18 protein-coding genes and 1 pseudogene are annotated in these 17,600 nt (G+C 55.4%); 11 read left to right on the top strand and 8 right to left on the bottom strand.

Annotation, left to right across the window (positions count from 1 at the left end; genetic code table 11):
• Positions 1 to 6: 6 nt before the first annotated feature.
• The 4 genes from ACA060_RS13860 to ACA060_RS13845 all read left to right on the top strand — a co-directional run bounded on the left by ACA060_RS13860 (position 7) and on the right by ACA060_RS13845 (position 3,424).
• Positions 7 to 948, top strand: coding sequence for a PoNe immunity protein domain-containing protein (locus ACA060_RS13860; RefSeq protein ID WP_497317950.1), 942 nt, complete (start codon positions 7 to 9; stop codon positions 946 to 948).
• Between the two features lie 118 nt (positions 949 to 1,066).
• On the top strand, positions 1,067 to 1,876 hold the full coding sequence (locus tag ACA060_RS13855; protein WP_497317948.1) for a PoNe immunity protein domain-containing protein: 810 nt from the start codon (positions 1,067 to 1,069) through the stop codon (positions 1,874 to 1,876).
• A 32-nt stretch (positions 1,877 to 1,908) separates the two neighbouring features.
• Positions 1,909 to 2,700, top strand: coding sequence for a PoNe immunity protein domain-containing protein (locus ACA060_RS13850; protein ID WP_497317946.1), 792 nt, complete (start codon positions 1,909 to 1,911; stop codon positions 2,698 to 2,700).
• Between the two features lie 70 nt (positions 2,701 to 2,770).
• Positions 2,771 to 3,424, top strand: a complete 654-nt coding sequence (locus tag ACA060_RS13845; RefSeq protein ID WP_497317944.1) for a YcxB family protein — start codon at positions 2,771 to 2,773, stop codon at positions 3,422 to 3,424.
• Between the two features lie 60 nt (positions 3,425 to 3,484).
• Here the strand turns inward: ACA060_RS13845 and ACA060_RS13840 are convergent, their stop codons facing one another.
• On the bottom strand, positions 3,485 to 3,781 hold the full coding sequence (locus ACA060_RS13840; protein WP_461958803.1) for a hypothetical protein: 297 nt from the start codon (positions 3,779 to 3,781) through the stop codon (positions 3,485 to 3,487).
• Between the two features lie 506 nt (positions 3,782 to 4,287).
• Between ACA060_RS13840 and ACA060_RS13835 the strand changes: the two genes are divergently transcribed.
• Both ACA060_RS13835 and ACA060_RS13830 read left to right on the top strand, forming a co-directional pair.
• Positions 4,288 to 4,554 carry a DUF2790 domain-containing protein gene (locus ACA060_RS13835; protein ID WP_077747819.1) on the top strand — a complete coding sequence of 89 codons (267 nt, stop codon included), beginning with the start codon at positions 4,288 to 4,290 and terminating at the stop codon, positions 4,552 to 4,554.
• A gap of 91 nt (positions 4,555 to 4,645) precedes the next feature.
• Positions 4,646 to 5,041, top strand: coding sequence for a hypothetical protein (locus ACA060_RS13830; protein WP_497317941.1), 396 nt, complete (start codon positions 4,646 to 4,648; stop codon positions 5,039 to 5,041).
• Here ACA060_RS13830 and ACA060_RS13825 read toward each other — a convergent pair.
• Positions 5,038 to 5,307, bottom strand: coding sequence for a DUF1652 domain-containing protein (locus ACA060_RS13825; protein ID WP_109630973.1), 270 nt, complete (start codon positions 5,305 to 5,307; stop codon positions 5,038 to 5,040). The genes ACA060_RS13830 and ACA060_RS13825 overlap by 4 nt on opposite strands.
• A gap of 383 nt (positions 5,308 to 5,690) precedes the next feature.
• Here ACA060_RS13825 and eco point away from each other — a divergent pair, with 383 nt between their 5' ends.
• Positions 5,691 to 6,173 carry a serine protease inhibitor ecotin gene (gene eco, locus ACA060_RS13820; protein WP_497317939.1) on the top strand — a complete coding sequence of 161 codons (483 nt, stop codon included), beginning with the start codon at positions 5,691 to 5,693 and terminating at the stop codon, positions 6,171 to 6,173.
• A gap of 33 nt (positions 6,174 to 6,206) precedes the next feature.
• Here eco and ilvA read toward each other — a convergent pair.
• Positions 6,207 to 7,202 (bottom strand): annotated as a pseudogene (gene ilvA / locus ACA060_RS13815) (threonine ammonia-lyase, biosynthetic); the annotation flags it as partial.
• 247 nt (positions 7,203 to 7,449) lie between these two features.
• On the opposite strand from ilvA, the gene ACA060_RS13810 reads away from it, so the two are divergent.
• Positions 7,450 to 7,785, top strand: coding sequence for a DUF2834 domain-containing protein (locus tag ACA060_RS13810; RefSeq protein WP_497317937.1), 336 nt, complete (start codon positions 7,450 to 7,452; stop codon positions 7,783 to 7,785).
• A 132-nt stretch (positions 7,786 to 7,917) separates the two neighbouring features.
• Here ACA060_RS13810 and ACA060_RS13805 read toward each other — a convergent pair whose 3' ends face one another.
• Positions 7,918 to 8,841 (bottom strand): magnesium transporter CorA family protein, encoded by a 924-nt coding sequence (locus ACA060_RS13805; RefSeq protein WP_497317935.1) that lies wholly within the window; start codon positions 8,839 to 8,841, stop codon positions 7,918 to 7,920.
• A 7-nt stretch (positions 8,842 to 8,848) separates the two neighbouring features.
• Positions 8,849 to 10,423 (bottom strand): RimK family ATP-grasp domain-containing protein, encoded by a 1,575-nt coding sequence (locus ACA060_RS13800; RefSeq protein ID WP_497317933.1) that lies wholly within the window; start codon positions 10,421 to 10,423, stop codon positions 8,849 to 8,851.
• A 92-nt stretch (positions 10,424 to 10,515) separates the two neighbouring features.
• Here ACA060_RS13800 and rimI point away from each other — a divergent pair, with 92 nt between their 5' ends.
• On the top strand, positions 10,516 to 11,610 hold the full coding sequence (gene rimI / locus ACA060_RS13795; protein WP_497317931.1) for a ribosomal protein S18-alanine N-acetyltransferase: 1,095 nt from the start codon (positions 10,516 to 10,518) through the stop codon (positions 11,608 to 11,610).
• A 130-nt stretch (positions 11,611 to 11,740) separates the two neighbouring features.
• On the opposite strand, the gene ACA060_RS13790 is transcribed toward rimI, so the two are convergent.
• Positions 11,741 to 12,892 (bottom strand): PQQ-dependent sugar dehydrogenase, encoded by a 1,152-nt coding sequence (locus ACA060_RS13790; RefSeq protein ID WP_497317929.1) that lies wholly within the window; start codon positions 12,890 to 12,892, stop codon positions 11,741 to 11,743.
• 51 nt (positions 12,893 to 12,943) lie between these two features.
• Positions 12,944 to 13,303, bottom strand: coding sequence for a hypothetical protein (locus ACA060_RS13785; RefSeq protein ID WP_497317927.1), 360 nt, complete (start codon positions 13,301 to 13,303; stop codon positions 12,944 to 12,946).
• Between the two features lie 193 nt (positions 13,304 to 13,496).
• Here ACA060_RS13785 and ku point away from each other — a divergent pair, with 193 nt between their 5' ends.
• On the top strand, positions 13,497 to 14,369 hold the full coding sequence (gene ku / locus ACA060_RS13780) for a non-homologous end joining protein Ku (protein ID WP_497317925.1): 873 nt from the start codon (positions 13,497 to 13,499) through the stop codon (positions 14,367 to 14,369).
• A gap of 134 nt (positions 14,370 to 14,503) precedes the next feature.
• On the opposite strand, the gene lpxO is transcribed toward ku, so the two are convergent.
• Positions 14,504 to 15,403, bottom strand: coding sequence for a lipid A hydroxylase LpxO (gene lpxO, locus ACA060_RS13775; RefSeq protein ID WP_109630942.1), 900 nt, complete (start codon positions 15,401 to 15,403; stop codon positions 14,504 to 14,506).
• A gap of 495 nt (positions 15,404 to 15,898) precedes the next feature.
• Here lpxO and ACA060_RS13770 point away from each other — a divergent pair, with 495 nt between their 5' ends.
• On the top strand, positions 15,899 to 17,488 hold the full coding sequence (locus tag ACA060_RS13770; protein ID WP_010460520.1) for an ABC-F family ATPase: 1,590 nt from the start codon (positions 15,899 to 15,901) through the stop codon (positions 17,486 to 17,488).
• Positions 17,489 to 17,600 lie beyond the last annotated feature (112 nt).

Here is a 17,600-nt window from a genome sequence, read left to right as displayed (position 1 = left end):
TTCATCATGAATAAGAGACAAAAATTTCTTAGTGAGACCAGATATAAAGACTTTCTGGCTTACAGCGAAGAAACGAAAGAATTCTGGAAAACAAATAAGTTTGAGTCAGACTCTCCTGAGCAAGAGGCGTCACTGAGGGCAAATCACTTTAAGAATTTGGCGCTTAAAAAATTATTCATCGCTTACACAGCAGGAGCAGAAATCTCTTCGCTGGCACCACTGCTTGAAGATCTCATTTCGAGATATGAAGAGCGCCAAAATAAACTTTCAGATTCCGAACAAATTGAAAATATTTCACCACTTGCCATCGACGACTGGCCTGATGAATTTGAAGAGTGTGTGCAAATTTTTAGTTTATGCGTCTTACTCCACAGAACGGACCTACTAAAGAGATTTGTCAAGCTTTTAGATGACGCAAACTACAAAGGAGAGGACACTCTTTACGAAGACCTGCTTCGTAAAGTGCTACCTGACCGTGAAGATGTCGATGAATGGTTTCACGATGTATACACTCCTTTAATTCAGGCTATATATGCCGATGAGAAAGAGGAGGCATCACAATTACTAGATGATTACTGTAAACAGTGGTATGCCGCATTCAAACATGCCCCTTGGCACGACTCGCATTTGCAAGGAGACGAAGGAAGTTATGTTGGATACTGGGCATTCGAGGCCGGGGCAATTGCCTTTCTATATGGTATTGACGATAGAAAGATCAATCATATGGTTTATCCAAAAGATCTGGTCGAATATGCTAGAAACCACAAGGGAGATACTGACTCTCAGATTAACCGAATTGTCGCCGGCGAACCATGTAGCAAAACTGGCTACTGGTTTACTCCGGCACGAGCCAACTCCAGGCATCACTTCCAACAAGGCGAAATCATGCCGAGTTTCAGTGATTCGAAATGGGGCGATACGCTTTGGTATTGGTCAGGTGAAGAATGATAGCGCGGCCAGTTTGAAATGACTTCAGGAACTGATTCTTGCGAACGGCGGGAAAGCCCCTAAGCTTTTCACCTATAGAGCAAAGAAAGAGAAGATACTCTTATCAGGCTTGATACCCATGACCATACGACAAAAATATTTCAGAAAAAAACATTATGAAAACTTCCTCAGAGAACATGATGAAGTCATAGAATTTTTCAAGACCAACAAATTTAAATCTGACTCTGCCGAAGAGGAAGCGTCTCTTAGATCAGCATTTTTTCAGACTTTAGCACTCGACAGACTGCTCGCTAGCTATACCGCGGGCGAGAGTATAGAAACTCTCGCTCCCCTGCTTGAGGACGTGATTGAAAAGTATGAGACTCGTCAGAAAGCCCTAGCAGATTATGAGAATTCCGAAAAAATCTCTCCTTTGGCATTGGATGACTGGCCAGATCAGTATGAGGAAGCTGTCCAAGTTATAGGTTTATGCATCTTACTGCATCGAATTGATTTGCTGCCGCGTTTCGTAAAGCTCATTGATGAAGCGGGTTATGCTGGGGACGACACTCTTTATGAAGACTTGCTGAAAAAAGTTCTACCCCACCGGCATGATGTAGACCGTTGGTATCACGATGTGTATACACCGCTTATCCAAGCCATCTACATTGATAGTAAAGAGGAGGCTTCGAATCTACTCAAAAAATATTGTCAACAGTGGTACCCAGCTTTTAAGCAAGCTCCGTGGCACGACACCCATCTTCAGGGGGAGGAAGGCAACTACGTCGGCTATTGGGCTATCGAAGCAGGTGCAATTGCGTTTCTGTATGGCATAGACGACAGCAAAATAGATCACATGGTTTATCCAAAAAACTTGGTTGAATACGCCAGAAACTATCGACCGACTAATGGATCGCAGGTTGCTCGTGTAGATGCAGGGCAACCGTGAAAAAGACAAGACCCTTACCGGGCCTGACACCCATGACAATACGACAAAAATATTTCAGTGAGACACGTTATGATAACGTCCTCAGGGAACATGATGAGCTCATAGAATTTTTTCTGATAAATAAATTTAGATCTGACTCTGACTTAGAGGAGACCTCTCAGCGCGCCAGGTATTTTCAGACTCTTGCTTTAGACGGAATACTCGTAACTTACACTGCTGGTGAGAACATAGAGTCCCTCATCCCCCTTCTTAAGGACTTGATTGGAAAGTACGAAATTCGCCAAAAAGCCTTGGCCGATTATCAGGATGCCCCAAATATTTCACCATTAGCAATAGATGACTGGCTTAACCAATACGAAGAAGCCGTTCAAGTGATTAGCCTGTGCATTCTTTTGCATCGCACTGACTTGCTCTCCCGCTTCGTCAAGCTCATCGACGATGCGGGTTACGCGGGTGAAGACACGCTATATGAGGCCTTACTGAATAAGGTAATGCCAAATCGGCACGACGTAGACGAGTGGTATCACGATGTATATACGCCACTGATTCAAGCAATCTATACCGATAGCGAAGACGAGCCGCCAAAACTACTAAAAAAATACTGCCAGCAGTGGTATCCAGCATTCAAGCAATCCCCTTGGCATGATTCCCACCTACAAGGAGACGAAGGAAGTTATGTTGGATACTGGGCTTTCGAGGCCGGAGCCATTGCTTTTTTATACGGTATTGATGACAGCAAAATAGATCACATGGTCTACCCCAGAGATCTGGTCGATTACGCCAGGTGCCATTCAGCATCGAATGCGTCCGTTCCTGAGATTTGACCGGGGCAGACAATAAACCGCGCGTACATAAGTTAGTGCCCACTTCAGAAACGGACGTCGAACTCAGCTCATGGAACTTCAATTCACCATAACCCCAGCCCACACCCGAATCCGCTTGGCTGTACTGCTGGAGCGCGAAATGCTCAAGCATGATCAGCAGCAGACTCAATTACTCGGTTACGTCGAGCGTGTGCAGGATCGTTTGCTATCTCCGTTGCTGTTTGCACTGTGTCTTGGAGCCGGCGCGCTGGCGATTTATTTCCCCGAACGTCAACTCACTTCCGAAAAAAAAATTTCGATGGTTTTATTCGGGGTGGTTTTCGCCCCGCTCTGGTGGTTTTTCTCAGGTCGGCTGCTGGGGTACCTGAGTACACGCATGGCCGCCAACCGTACCAAGCCGCGAGCACCTTTGCGTGGCTTGAACCAGCGTCTTATCGAAACCAGGCTACGCACAAACCTCGAAGCCACTGAAGGTGATTATCGCCTCCAACTCGATGACAAGGGTTTCACCATGATCAACCCCAAGGGCATCAAGAGCGGTTTAGCATGGGGACAGGTTGTGCGCGTGAAGGAGAGTTTCGATTTCTACTTTATTTCTTGCGCCGAACTGGATCGTAAGGGAAAGGCATATCTCATCCCCAGACACAGCGATGCCATGGACGCAGAGCAATATCAGCAAGGCTTGAAACTGTTTCTAAGCAGAGTGCCCACCCCCACCTTGTGACGGCTAGTGAGGCTTCAAAGCCTGCCCCCAAGAGGCAGGCTCGCTTTTGCAGGTGCGACGTCAGGCGGGCGCCTTCCACCCCATCATCCGCTGCTGTGCCACCTGCAACAGATCAAAACCATCCTGAGTCAGCAGATAAAGCGCATGGGTAATGTGCGGAATATCCTGAACATCCCCGTGCTTGAAGCATTGGCAATGGAGGGTTTCAAGTAACTGGCTGGCGGCCCGGACCCGCTGTAAGGCGGCTTCGAGAATGTCTTGGGGATTGGCTTCGGTGTCGATCACCAAGGGACTTGAGTCGGTAACGCTGCTGTTGATTGAACGGTAGCGATCGGGAAACGGGTTTAGCGTAGGCATAGTAATTACTCGGGTATTAATTAGTAATCGCCAGCACCGTGACCAAACGGTGGGAGGCGGCTGTGTACAGGCTTGGTCAACCGACAACACCCAATCGGCTCGCCCTAAGGCGTCCCGCACACAGCCACCATTGCAACGCACCACGAGGACGTAGAAGTCCGCGGCGCGAATCATGGCACATATATGTGCGGTGTTATCAGGTGACCAAACCTGTCCGCTGATTTTGCAGCGAGCCCAAACAGTAATCGCTTCAACCCATCCGGCGAAAGTCGACAAAGCGCCTGACCTTGTAGGACCAAGCCGAAGACTTCGTAGACGCTTTCCTAACGAATCATCCGACAGAAAAAACTCGCGACAGGCGGCGTTCAGCCAGGTTAACCATCCGTTAACCCCGCGGTCCAAAACTTTACTGGACCGCACGCCCTCAGGTTCCTCTGACGCCCAGTGCGGCAGGTTCGACGCCCAATCCGTCGAGCTGACTCAACGTCTGCACTGGAGATCGCCCCATGAACATCCGTACGCTGCTGATGACTTCCGCCCTCGCCTGCACCGCATTTACCGGTCTTGCGCAGGCCAATGACACGTCGTCCTCGCAAGCCACCCCCTATCACTACGGCATGCCGTTGAACATCGGCAAAGTGGTCGCCCTGACTGAACCGAACACACTGGAATGCAAAGTGATCACGGCCGATATGAAGTACATCGATACGTCAGGCAAACCTGAAGAAATCAGCTACCGGAAGCTTTCTGACGCGTGCAGTTATCAGAACTGACTGAAAGGTCTGATTTTGCACTTTGCGGTACTCCTGTGAGGGATCTGGCGCTATGCTTTGGCGCCCCCCCTCACTGCCGCAAGGATTCGCCATGCAGTTATCGTTTCGCACCCTGTCGACCCTCACTTCCCTTCTGTGTTTTCTGCTGGCCCTGGTCTGGGGCTTGATGCCGGATTGGCTGCTGGCGATCTGGAGTATTGAATTTTCATCGGCGGCAGGGTTTGTCGCGCGGCGCAGTGCGGTGCTGTTCGCGGCATTGGGCGTGATGTTTTATCTGGTTCGAAACGAGACGCCGTCCGTCACCCGTAATGCGCTGAGCACCGGGTTTACCGTCGGCTGTTTTGGCCTGGCAGTGCTGGGTTTCGGCGAATGGCTCAATGGCCATGCCGGGCCGGGCATATTGCTGGCTGTGGTGGTCGAGTCGGCGCTGGGCCTGGGGTTTATCCAGACCCGGCGCGTGTCAGCAGAACTCGAAACTGCAGGTTAAAGCGCCTTCCTGTCGGGATGCAGTGGTCGATTCGCTTCCCGATGCTGCATCTCAGAGCGTAGCCCTGCAATCAGGTCGTTGATTTCACGGCAACCGTTCAGGTGTTTGGCATTTATCCCGGTCACCATCAGATCGAGGTGATCGGTTTCACGGTCGGAATACACCTTGACGGTCATCGACAGGTCCGGCGACAGCGTGCACTGACAGCGTTTCGGCAGAAAACTGCTTTCAACGATATTGCGTAACTCCAAGGCAGAAAGAAACATGGCGACCCTCTCCTAATTGTGAGATTGCCAATTAATATCCAACGTCGGCGGTGCTGAGATCTCCCGCTTTACTTCCTTTGCGGGGTTTCTACGCCTCAACAACGGGCCGTTTTCTCGTTCCAGAGCTGACTCAATAATGTCCCGGTCAACTTAAGATCTGCTTGAGCATAAAACATGCCGCAAATTTCGCCGTGCAGCTCATCGGCAAATCAATGATTTAGCGGATTTGCCTATAAATGGCTCATGCAATCTGCAAGAAAGGGCTGCTTGAGCCCTGCAATTTGCATACATTCCCACACGTATTTGCATTGGTGATGGACGGCGGTAAAAATGCGCCTGTTAATCCAGTATCCGCTGACCCTACTCACACGCAAGGAGGCATTATGGGTTCATTGACCTGTATCACTACCGTCGGGCTGATTGTGGCCGGATTGTCCGGCGCGGCCCATGCCGCCAAGCTCGAAACGGTCGCGCCGTTTCCCAAAGCCGAGAGCGGATTTACCCGCCAGGTCATTCATGTAGCGCCGCAGCCCCAGGAAGAAAACTTCCAGGTTGAGGTGCTGGCCGGCAAGACCCTGACCGTAGACTGCAATCGCCAACGCCTGGGCGGTATCCTTGAAGAAAAGAATCTTGAAGGCTGGGGTTACCCCTTTTACCGCCTGGAAAAAGTCATCGGCCCGATGAGCACGATGATGGCCTGTCCCGACGGCAAGAGTAAAAAGGAGTTCGTGCCGGTGGTCGGGGACGGCTTCATGCTTCGCTACAACAGCAAATTGCCGATCGTGCTCTACGTGCCCAAGGACGTCGAAGTCCGCTATCGGATCTGGTCGGCGTCGAGCAAGGTAGAGAAAGCCGTTCAGGAATAATCGCGTTGCCCCTCCTCATGCTGAGGCGCCGCTCAACGCGGCGCGCTCGGCAACGTGCCGCAGACTGTCGAAATTGATATTGGCGCCAGAGTCGATCGCCACCAGCGTTTGACCACGCGCACCGGTCCGAGCGACGTACTTCTTGATGCCGGCCACCGCCAAAGCGCCGGAAGGTTCGGTGATCGAGCGGGTATCGTCGTAGATATTCTTGATCGCGGCGCACAGCTCGTCGTTGCTCACAGTCAATACCTCATCAACGCAAAACCGACACACTTCGAATCCATAAGCGCCGATCTGTGCGACCGCCACGCCATCGGCGAATGTTCCTACGTTGGGCAATACAACCCGCTCGCCAGCCTGTAACGCGGCGTACAGACAAGCCGAATGTTCTGACTCGACGCCGATGATGCGCACTTCAGGTCGTAGGTATTTGACGTACGCCGCGATGCCGGCGATCAATCCTCCGCCACCCACCGGGACGAAGATCGCGTCCAGCGGGCCTTGATGTTGGCGAAGGATCTCCATGGCGACGGTGCCCTGCCCCGCGATCACGTCCGGGTCGTCGAAAGGCGAGACGAAGGTGCGACCGGTTTGCTCGGCCAGGTTCAGCGCAAATTCGAGAGCGAACGGAAAACTCTCTCCGTGCAGCACCGCCTCAGCCCCCCGACTGCGCACCCCGAGCACCTTCAGTTCTGGCGTCGTGCAGGGCATGACGATGGTCGCGGCGATCCCCAGCTCACGCGCCGCCAGTGCCACGCCTTGGGCGTGATTGCCCGCTGAAGCGGTGATCACGCCGCGAGCCTTTTGCTCATCGCTCAGTTGCACCAGTTTGTTGTAAGCGCCGCGGATCTTGAATGAAAAGGTCGGTTGCAAGTCTTCGCGCTTGAGCAGGACCTGATTACCAAAGGCCTCGGACAGCGCTGGCGCGGGTTGCAAGGGTGTGCGCACGGCCAGTTCATACACCGGCGCGGCGAGGATCTTTTTCACGTAGTGCTCAAGCAAAGCCTGCTGGGCGGGGGTGCTGCTCATGGTCGTCTCCTGACATTGATCAAAGCCCGGGAGACAGAAAGTAAAAACCCGCCTCTAGGGCGGGTTGGGTGCTGCAGTCGTGAGCTAGCCCGCCAAATAAGGAATGGCGGTAATAATGCTTGGCTGGCAGCGCAATACGGTGGAAGTCATGGCTGGAAACTAGCCGGGCATCGAGGGCAAGTCAATGGCCAATTTTCTGCGGCCTCTGTAGGCTGGCGACACTGCTCATCGCCCAAGGAAGGAAACCATGAAGTCTGTCGCCCTGCCCCTCATTGCCCTGATCGCCTTTGCCGGTTACACCGTTTCCGTGATGCTCCAGGCGGAACAGTCGTTGATCGATTTCGGCATCAGCCTGATGTCGCGCCCGGATACTGCGCAGGTGGTGATTGATCTTTATCTGTTGGCGATTCTGGCCGGGGTCTGGATGTACCAGGATGCGCGCAAGCGTGGGCAGTCGGGGTTGTCGGTGATTCCGTATTTGTTGATCACCGCGGTTTTCGTGTCTGTCGGGCCGTTGTTGTACCTCGTGGTTCGGGGGCTTAAGAACCGCAGGAATTGCGTCGATGCGGGCCAGCAAGCTTGATTCAGAAGTTGTTTTGATGCTGCTAAAGCAATCGCGGGCAGCCCGCTCCCACAGGTTATCGGTGTTCTTACAGACGACACCTGACCTGTGGGAGCGGGCTTGCCCGCGATTGCGGCCTGACTGCCAACACCATCATTTCGCCAGGCGCCTGAGCCCAAGCACCATCGCCCCCGCTCCAACCATCATCGCCGTCAGAAACAACGGATACGACACCCACCACGGCGTGTCCCCGGTCATCATGCTGAACTCGGACATGCCGCCAATGCTCGCAATCAGGTTCAGCGGCAAAAACACCACGTTAATTAATGTCAGTTTGCGCAGCAGGTTGTTCATGCTGTTGTTCATCAGGTTACCCCGGGCATCGATCAGCCCGGAGAACACCGTGGAATAGATTTCCGCCTGTTTGTAGCACTGGTTGTTTTCGATGATCAGGTCGTCGATCAGGCCGATGGCTTCGGCGCTGAAGTGTTCCTTGGCCGCGTGATTGCGCAGCCGCGTCAGCACCGCGCCGTTGCTGTGAATCGCGTTGATGTAATAGATCAGGCTTTCGCTGAGGTTGAACATCTGGATCAGGTGCTGGTTCTGCATCGAGGCGTTGAATTTCTGTTGCAACTCCCGGGCAACCAGCTTGATCACCTTCAGATGACCCAAATAGTGATGGATGTTGTTGAACAGCAGATCGAGCAGCACATCCAGAGGCGTATTCAACCGCTGCCGGGTGCCGAGCCCGTGCAGCGGCGCATCGTCGGTGGCAATCACCAGCAATCGCTGCGCTGAAAACAACAGGCCACAGGACGACACTTCAAAGGCCAGGCTGCCGGCGCCGGAGTAATTCTCCGGGCGCTTCCAGATCAGGAACAGGTTGTCGGGGTGGAACTCGATGCGCGACACCTCGTCAGGGTCCAGGGCCGAGGCCAGCGCGTGCTCATCGAGCTTGAAATGGCTGTGCAACAGATCCCGTTCGGCGGCATCGGGATTGCTGAACAACATCACCTCAGCGTCTAGTCGCTCGACCGATTGCAAGGCGCCGCCGACCAGTTGAAAGCTTCTGATCATCGGCCGATCACCAGGCCTGGCCGCGACGCTTCAGTTCCAGCCGACGGACGAACTCCTCCAGCACCAGCGAGTACAGATCGTCCTGCAGGTACGCGTCTTCGATTCCGGCGTCCATGTTGGGGTTGTCGTTGACTTCGATCACCACCACCTTGTCGCCGGACTGCTTGAGGTCGACGCCGTAAAGGCCGTCGCCGATCAGGTTGGCGGTTTTCACGGCCAGGTCGACCACGGCTCGCGGAGCTTCGTGGACAGCCAGGGTACGGCACTCGCCGTTGATGTCCTGGCCCTTGGCCTTGTGGTTGTAGATTTGCCAATGGCCCTTGGACATGAAGTATTGGCAGGCGAAGATCGGTTTGCGGTTGAGCACGCCGATGCGCCAGTCGTATTCGGTGTAGAAGAATTCCTGGGCCAGCAACAGCACCGAGTGTTCGAACAGCTCGGCGGTGGCTTCGAGCAAGGCTTGCTGGCTTTCGACCTTGATCACGCCCCTGGAGAAGCAGCCATCCGGGATCTTCAGCACCAAGGGAAAACCCAGGCGTTCGCCGACCCGCTCGAAATCTTCCGGTCGATCCTTGTAGAGGATTTCGGTGACCGGCATGCCCAGTTGATGACTCTTGAGCAGATCGGTCAGGTAGACCTTGTTGGTGCAGCGCAGGATCGACGTCGGGTCGTCCATCACCACCAGTCCCTCGCTCTCGGCTTTTTTCGCGAAGCGATAGGTGTGGTTGTCGACGCTGGTGGTCTCGCGGATCAGCAAGCCGTCGTATTCGGCGATGCGCGCGTAGTCTTTGCGCTCGATCAACTCCACATCGATGCCCAAGGTCTTGCCCACGCGTACGAAATTATCCAGCGCCTTCGCGTTGGAGGGCGGCAAGGCTTCCTGCGGGTCATGCAGGATGGCCAGGTCATAACGGGCCAGCCGCCGTGAACGCGGCACACGCCAGATCTTGCGACTAAAACTGTCCAGGGAGTTGGCGAATTGATCTTCCTGATCTTCGCGTAACTTATGCAAGGCGCCCGACTTTATCCCTTCGATGTGCCAGCCATTCGTTCGGCGAAACTCAACTAACAATATCGGACACGGAAATACTTCAAACAACTGCCGCGCCAGATCCTGCAACGGCTCGATATTGGTTTTGCCAAAGTACAACGTCAGGGTAAAGCCTTCGGTATCGCTGTAAAGATGGTTACTGAGGGCTTTTTCCAAGGGTTTATCCAGGTCGTCCAGCGCCAGGCCGTACAGGGATTTTTTGGTCAACTCACTGATGGTCCGCACCGACGGAATGACCTTGTGCCCCCGCGCTTCGGCCAGCAACGAGCAGTAATAACCGTGCCCCAGATACTTGTAGCTGCGGCACAGGTTGATCACCTGGACCCGTTTGCCCTGTTCGTTGTCCCGCGTCTGCTCGAGGTATTCCTGGGCGCTGACAATATCCTCGCTGGGAAAATACGAGGCCCAGTCTTCCTTGCGTTCGACGATGATAATCAACTGACTGGAAGTTCTGCCTGCGTCATTTAAATAAGTTGCTGCCGGCAAAGTTTGCTCGGATACTTCGCGCCAATGACCTTGTACCGCTGACATAGTGATTGATCCGTTGGAGAACAAGACCTTTCCTATTAAGCACGAACTTTTTCGAAAGTCCCGTTTCGTTACGCAACTTTTACGGCGGTCATATGAGTACTGTCTTTCGCTTGGCGGTAGTTGAAGACTTACCCGCACTGCTGGAACTCGAACAGCAATGTTTCACCACGGATCGGCTCAACGGTCGCAGCTTTCTGTGGATGATCACCCGGGCGCATGGCCAGTTACTGGTGGCCCAGCGTGGCGAGCAATTGGTCGGCTACGCGGTGGTGCTGTTTCACCGCGGCACTTCACTGGCGCGGCTGTACTCGATTGCCATCGCGACCGGGGCGCGCGGCAGTGGACTGGGCAAGCAGTTGCTCGAACGCATCGAATCCAGTGCTCTTGAACATGATTGTGCCTACTTGCGGCTAGAAGTGCGCATCGACAACCCGGCGGCGATTGCCTTGTATGAGCGCAACGGTTACCGGCGTTTCGCGCTGATCCATGACTATTACCAAGACCATGCCGATGCGCTGCGTCTGGAAAAACGCATTCTTGAGCACCGCGATTCACGCAACATCAAAGTCCCGTGGTACCGGCAGACCACCGATTTCACCTGCGGCCCGGCCTGCCTGCTGATGGCCATGGCCGCGCTGCAAGGTGAGCGATGGCTGGAACGTCGCGAGGAACTGCAAATCTGGCGCGAGGCGACGACGGTGTTCATGACCTCAGGTCATGGCGGCTGCAGCCCTCAAGGCCTGGCGTTGGCGGGGTGGCGACGGGGTTTTCGGGTGCGGCTGCAACTGAGCATGGCCGGACCGTTGTTTCTCGATGGCGTACGCGATGAGCATAAAAAAGACGTAATGCGTTTGGTGCACGACGAATTCACCACACAGTTGGAAGAAACTGATGTGGAGCGAGTGATCGGTGGTCCGCTGGACCTTCCTCGGTTACTGAACGATGGCGGTCAACCGCTGGTGCTGATCAGCAGCTATCGGCTGACCCGCTCCAAAGCGCCGCATTGGGTGATCGTCACCGATTGCGATGACGAATTCGTCTACCTGCACGACCCGGATGTGGACCACAGCCAGCATCGTCAACCGATGGATTGCCAGCATTTGCCGGTCAGCCATGGGGAGTTCGAGAAGATGTGCAGTTTTGGCCGGGGCAAGCTTCGGGCGGCGGTTATCCTGCATGACCGGTGACGCCACCTATCCATTGTGGGAGCGAGCCTGCTCGCGATTGCGGTTTCACATCCGACACTGTCGGTGACTGATACACCGCTATCGCGAGCAGGCTCGCTCCCACAGGGGAAGTGGTGGTTTCAGGAACCAGTTACTTCAGTCCGATTTTGTACAGCCCGCCGTCGTCTTCGTCGGTCAGCACATACAAGTAGCCATCCGGCCCCTGCCGAACATCGCGAATGCGCTTGTTGAGCTCACCGAGCAAGCGTTCTTCGTGAACCACTTTGTCCCCATCAAACTGCAAGCGAATCAACTCCTGGCTCACCAGCGCACCGATGAACACGTTGTGCTGCCAGGCCTTGAAGCGATCAGCGTCATAAAACGCCATGCCGCTGATGCCCGGCGACTTTTCCCAGACATGGTGCGGCGTCACAGTGCCTTCGGCGGCCTTGCCCTTGGCTTCCGGGATCGGTTGGCCGGAGTAGTTGATGCCGTGGGTTGCCAGTGGCCAGCCGTAGTTCTTGCCGCGCTCGATGATGTTGATTTCATCGCCGCCCCTCGGGCCATGCTCATTTTCCCAGAGGACGCCGGTCCACGGATTGAGCGCCGCGCCTTGCGGATTGCGTTGGCCATAGGACCAGATTTCCGGACGCACCCCGGCCTGGCCGACAAAGGGATTGTCGTCCGGCACCTTGCCGTCGGGATAAATCCGCACGACCTTGCCTTGCAGCTTGTCGAGGTCCTGGGCGGTCGGCCGATCGTTGTTTTCACCCAAGGTAATGAACAGATAGCCGTCGCGGTCGAACACCAATCGCGAGCCGAAGTGATTGCCGACTGACAGCTTGGGCGCCTGGCGGAAAATCACTTTGAAATCCTTGAGGGTTTTCAAATCTTCGGACAATTGTCCCCGACCAACCGCGGTGCCGGCCTTGTCACCCGCGCCGCCACCTTCGGCGTAGGACAGATACACCGTGCGGTCCTGTTTGAAGTCAGGCGACAACACCACGTCCAGCAAGCCGCCCTGCCCCTTGGCCCAGACCTCGGGCACGCCATCGATCGGTGCTGAAAGCTTGCCGTCGTAACCGACCACCCGCAGGTTGCCGGGTCGTTCGGTGACCAGCATGCCCTTGCGATCAGGCAGGAACGCCAGGGCCCATGGATGTTCAAGTCCTTTGGCGACTTGCGTGACCTCAAGAGTGCCCTGTTCGCTTTTCATTTCCTGGGACGGCGCCGCAAGAACGGGGGGCGTGGCGGTGATCAGTACGCTGGCGCAGAAGGAGGCCAAGAGGGTTTTACGCAACATGCACGATTCCTTTTGTCGTTCGAATGGCTGGCAAGAACGCTGTCCTGCCGTTCAACGGTTGCTGGTGTCTGCGTCTCGATGAGGCGGATTGGGAATGAATTTGGGAGGGCTGGCGGGCGCCGTTCGGTTCTGGGGATAGCGATTGCCGATACCGCCGTTATCCAGCGTGGGTGGTCGCGGCACTGGCACGGTGTTCGGCCCACGAATGACCGGGGCATTCGGTTGCGTGCCTTGCATGCTATTGGGATTGGCCCGGCGGATCGGGCTGTTGTAAGGGTTGTTATTGCCGGCGCCCGTCGGACTTTGGGCCAGCAGTAAAGTGGAAGACGGTACTTCGACGTCGGCCTGGGCCAGCTGACTCAACAGGCCACTGAATGCCAGTGCGGTGCAGGCGAGCACGAATCGGTTCATGGAAGGTCTCCGGGCGTCGACGTAGATAGGATCTTCGATAGCACGCTACGCCCGGGGTTCGGATTTGTTAACTAAAACCTCTTTCACAAGATGTAACACCAGTTGACGGCCCAGCAGGACCGGGCCGCAGCCCGCTGAAACTTTTGCGCCGCGCTGCGGGTCACCTGAACACATCACTTGCGAGTAGACGACCATGGCACGGGCAATCTGGAAAGGCGCAATCAGTTTCGGGCTGGTGCATATCCCTGTGGCGCTGGTCTCGGCGACGTCTTCGCAAGGGGTGGATTTCGACTGGCTCGACAGCCGCAGCATGGAGCCGGTGGGTTACAAGCGCGTCAACAAGGTCACAGGCAAGGAAGTCACCAAGGAAAATATCGTCAAAGGTGTGCAATACGAAAAGGGCCGCTACGTGGTGCTCAGCGAGGAAGAGATCAAGTCGGCGCACCCGTTATCCACGCAGACCATCGACATCTTTTCCTTTGTCGACGCCGAACAGATCCCCCTGCAAAACATCGACACGCCCTACTACCTGGCGCCGGATAAACGCGGCGGCAAGGTGTATGCGTTATTGCGCGAAACTCTCAGCAAGACCAATAAGGTCGCCCTCGCCCACGTTGTCCTGCATACCCGTCAGCACCTGGCGGCGTTGATGCCGCTGGAATCGGCGATGGTGTTGGTGATGCTGCGTTGGCCCGCTGAAGTGCGCAGTCTGGATACGCTGGAGTTGGGCACTGAAGTGACCAAGCCCGAACTGGCCAAGGGCGAGCTCGACATGGCCAAGCGTCTGGTGCAAGACATGAGCGCGGACTGGAAACCTGAGGATTACCGCGACAGTTTTGAAGACAAGATCATGGCGCTGGTCGAGAAGAAGGCGAATGAAGGGAAGATTGAGGATGTCGAGACGGCGACAGGTGAAGAGGAACGCAAGACGGCGGATGTTATCGATTTGACCGAGTTGCTTAAACGCAGTTTGGGGGGCAAGGCTGGCGGGAAGACGGTTGCGAAACCGAAGGCTGCGGAGAAACCGGCAGCAGCGAAAAAAACCACGAAGCGGTCGAGTGGTTGATCGTACGGAGTGTCTGAGCGTTTTTCGGAGAATCTACCGGCCCCATCGCCAGCAGGCTAGCTCCCACAGTTGGAATGCATTTCATTGTGGTAGCCAGCCTGCTGGCGATGGCGTAATAAGCGGCGACGCAGAGTTCAGATCAGTACAAAGAATGCCAGCAACCCACCAAAAATCGCCCACTTCTCAAGGTAGTAAAGTTTGCGATTACTCTTCTTCAGCGCCTTGCCCCGCAGGCGAATCTTGTAAATCTTGGCGAACAGACGGTTGATGCCACCAGTCTTGTCCCCCGCATCATTCGGCGCGCCCGCCGCCGACATCACGTTACGGCTGAACCAGCCGTTGAACGCCGCCGCCCAGCGATACTTCATCGGCCGCTCGACGTCGCAGAACAGAATGATGCGGTTCTGCTGGGTGGTGTTTTCGGCGTAATGAATGAAAGTCTCGTCAAACATCACCGCTTCACCGTCGCGCCAGTGGTAGTTCTCACCGTCGACGTTGATGTAGCAACCGGCATCGTTCGGCGTCTCCAGGCCCAGGTGATAACGGTAAGAGCCGGCGTAGGGATCGCGGTGGCGGACCAGTTTGGACCCCGGCGGCAACTCGGCGAACATCGCGGCTTTGATCGACCCGATGCTTTGCACCAGCTCGGTGGTACGTGGGCAGAGTTTCGTCGCCGAAGGATGGCTGTCGCCATACCACTTCAAGTAGAAACGCTTCCAGCCGGTCTTGAAGAATGAGTTGAAACCGACGTCGTCGTATTGGTTCGAACGCTTGATCTCCCCGGCCCTGAGCAGGTTCTGGCCTTCGGCGCGTATTTCTTCCCAATGCTCCTGCAACGGGCTCAGGTCCGGGAAATCGGCCGGATTGAGGTAAGGCTTGTTGGGGATTTTCGAGAACAGATAAAGGAAGCAATTGATCGGCGCGAGAAACGACGAGTGATCGCTCAGTTGGCGACCCAGCTTGTGGCGCACCCGACCGCGCAGATGGACATAGGCAATGGATACTACATAGATAGCGGCAATGATCAGTTTCACAGAAATCGTCACACGTCAGAGGTGAACAAACTGCTTCCCCGGCCAACCTAGCGGCACAGGGGACTTGTGCAGCGTCTGAATACGAAACAGCGGTCCCGGTGGCACGTCCTTGAGCCTGCGCCGACGGTCGGCGTCTGGTGGAAAGTGGCATTTTAGTCTCATTTTGTAACCAATAGTTAACCTTCAAATGTGAAAATCTGTCCGCTGGTGCCGCCAAAGCGTCCGTGCGGCCTCAACGCCCTATCGTTTAAAGAGCCAGACCAGTACAATCGCCGCCAAACATTACGCGCCCCCCTTGGTTGATGACGGGAATGAACCCCGTCTCAGCGCACTTCGACTCGGGCCAAGCGCTCCAACTGCTGCTGTCCACTTATTGCCAGATGGACCTTCCGCTTCTGACCGGGATGCATTTCCCGTGGTTTGAAAACCGGAAACGGGTACTGAATCGGTACTGCCGCAACCCTAGCTACTCTGAATGCTTCGCAGGAAAAACCTTTGATCTCTACAGCTAACATCACGATGCAGTTCGGCGCCAAGCCGCTATTCGAAAACGTTTCGGTCAAGTTCGGCGCGGGCAACCGCTATGGCCTGATCGGCGCCAACGGTTGCGGCAAGTCGACTTTCATGAAAATCCTCGGCGGTGACCTCGAGCCGTCCGGCGGCCAGGTCATGCTCGAGCCGAACGTGCGTCTGGGTAAATTGCGCCAGGACCAGTTCGCCTACGAAGAATTCACCGTCATCGACACCGTGATCATGGGTCACGAAGAGCTGTGGAAGGTTAAAGCCGAGCGCGACCGCATCTACTCGCTGCCGGAAATGACCGAAGAAGACGGCATGGCTGTGGCCGAGCTGGAAACCGAATTCGCCGAAATGGACGGCTACACCGCCGAATCCCGTGCCGGTGAATTGCTGCTGGGCCTGGGTATCGGCATCGAACAGCACTTCGGCCCGATGAGCGAGGTTTCCCCAGGCTGGAAACTGCGTGTATTGCTGGCACAGGCGCTGTTCTCCGATCCTGAAGTACTGTTGCTCGACGAACCGACCAACCACCTGGATATCAACACCATCCGCTGGCTGGAAAACATTCTGACCCAGCGCTCCAGCCTGATGATCATCATCTCTCACGACCGTCACTTCCTGAACAGCGTGTGCACCCACATGGCTGACCTGGATTACGGCGAGCTGCGCCTGTTCCCGGGCAACTACGACGAGTACATGACCGTGGCAACCCAGTCCCGCGAGCAGCTGCTGTCGGACAACGCCAAGAAGAAAGCGCAGATTTCCGAGTTGCAATCGTTCGTCAGCCGCTTCTCGGCCAACGCCTCGAAAGCCAAGCAGGCCACTTCCCGCGCCAAGGCGATCGACAAGATCCAGCTGGCCGAGGTCAAGCCTTCGAGCCGTGTGAGCCCGTTCATCCGTTTCGAACAAACCAAGAAGCTACACCGTCAGGCGGTCATCGTCGAGCGCATGGCCAAAGGCTTCGACGGCAAGCCGCTGTTCAAGGACTTCAGCTTCCAGGTTGAAGCTGGCGAACGTGTGGCGATCATCGGCCCGAACGGTATCGGTAAAACCACCCTGCTGCGCACCCTGGTCAACGAACTGACCCCGGATGCCGGCACCGTGAAGTGGACCGACGCCGCGGAACTGGGCTACTACGCCCAGGACCACGCACACGACTTCGAAGACGACTGCAACCTGTTCGACTGGATGGGCCAATGGACCCAGGGTGGCGAGCAAATCGTTCGCGGCACCCTCGGCCGGATGCTGTTCTCCAACGACGAGATCCTCAAGTCGGTCAAGGTCATCTCCGGTGGTGAGCAAGGTCGCATGCTGTTCGGCAAGCTGATCCTGCAAAAGCCGAACGTGCTGATCATGGACGAACCGACCAACCACTTGGACATGGAATCCATCGAAGCGCTGAACCTGGCGCTGGAGAACTACCCGGGCACGCTGATCTTCGTCAGCCACGACCGTGAATTCGTATCGTCGTTGGCCACCCGCATTATCGAACTCAGCCCTAGCGGCGTGATCGATTTCAGCGGGACTTATGATGACTACCTGCGTAGCCAGGGCGTTGTGTTCTAAGCGTTCGCTATAAATGAAAAGCCCTGTCCTTGTGACGGGGCTTTTTGCGTTTCAGGGCCCAAAAATCCGTTGGTGCTGAAACCTTCGCGAGCAAGCCCGCTCCCACATTTTG

Source organism: Pseudomonas sp. LBUM1671 (assembly GCF_059695685.1).
This window is presented reverse-complemented; position numbering and strand designations above follow the sequence as displayed.

What these genes read in the sequence shown, in the direction of transcription:
- ACA060_RS13860 (WP_497317950.1), top strand. Translation starts at nt 7, where the DNA reads ATGAATAAGAGACAAAAATTTCTTAGTGAGACCAGATATAAAGACTTT.
- ACA060_RS13855 (WP_497317948.1), top strand. Translation starts at nt 1,067, where the DNA reads ATGACCATACGACAAAAATATTTCAGAAAAAAACATTATGAAAACTTC.
- ACA060_RS13850 (WP_497317946.1), top strand. Translation starts at nt 1,909, where the DNA reads ATGACAATACGACAAAAATATTTCAGTGAGACACGTTATGATAACGTC.
- ACA060_RS13845 (WP_497317944.1), top strand. Translation starts at nt 2,771, where the DNA reads ATGGAACTTCAATTCACCATAACCCCAGCCCACACCCGAATCCGCTTG.
- ACA060_RS13840 (WP_461958803.1), bottom strand. Translation starts at nt 3,781, where the DNA reads ATGCCTACGCTAAACCCGTTTCCCGATCGCTACCGTTCAATCAACAGC.
- ACA060_RS13835 (WP_077747819.1), top strand. Translation starts at nt 4,288, where the DNA reads ATGAACATCCGTACGCTGCTGATGACTTCCGCCCTCGCCTGCACCGCA.
- ACA060_RS13830 (WP_497317941.1), top strand. Translation starts at nt 4,646, where the DNA reads ATGCAGTTATCGTTTCGCACCCTGTCGACCCTCACTTCCCTTCTGTGT.
- ACA060_RS13825 (WP_109630973.1), bottom strand. Translation starts at nt 5,307, where the DNA reads ATGTTTCTTTCTGCCTTGGAGTTACGCAATATCGTTGAAAGCAGTTTT.
- eco (WP_497317939.1), top strand. Translation starts at nt 5,691, where the DNA reads ATGGGTTCATTGACCTGTATCACTACCGTCGGGCTGATTGTGGCCGGA.
- ACA060_RS13810 (WP_497317937.1), top strand. Translation starts at nt 7,450, where the DNA reads ATGAAGTCTGTCGCCCTGCCCCTCATTGCCCTGATCGCCTTTGCCGGT.
- ACA060_RS13805 (WP_497317935.1), bottom strand. Translation starts at nt 8,841, where the DNA reads ATGATCAGAAGCTTTCAACTGGTCGGCGGCGCCTTGCAATCGGTCGAG.
- ACA060_RS13800 (WP_497317933.1), bottom strand. Translation starts at nt 10,423, where the DNA reads ATGTCAGCGGTACAAGGTCATTGGCGCGAAGTATCCGAGCAAACTTTG.
- rimI (WP_497317931.1), top strand. Translation starts at nt 10,516, where the DNA reads ATGAGTACTGTCTTTCGCTTGGCGGTAGTTGAAGACTTACCCGCACTG.
- ACA060_RS13790 (WP_497317929.1), bottom strand. Translation starts at nt 12,892, where the DNA reads ATGTTGCGTAAAACCCTCTTGGCCTCCTTCTGCGCCAGCGTACTGATC.
- ACA060_RS13785 (WP_497317927.1), bottom strand. Translation starts at nt 13,303, where the DNA reads ATGAACCGATTCGTGCTCGCCTGCACCGCACTGGCATTCAGTGGCCTG.
- ku (WP_497317925.1), top strand. Translation starts at nt 13,497, where the DNA reads ATGGCACGGGCAATCTGGAAAGGCGCAATCAGTTTCGGGCTGGTGCAT.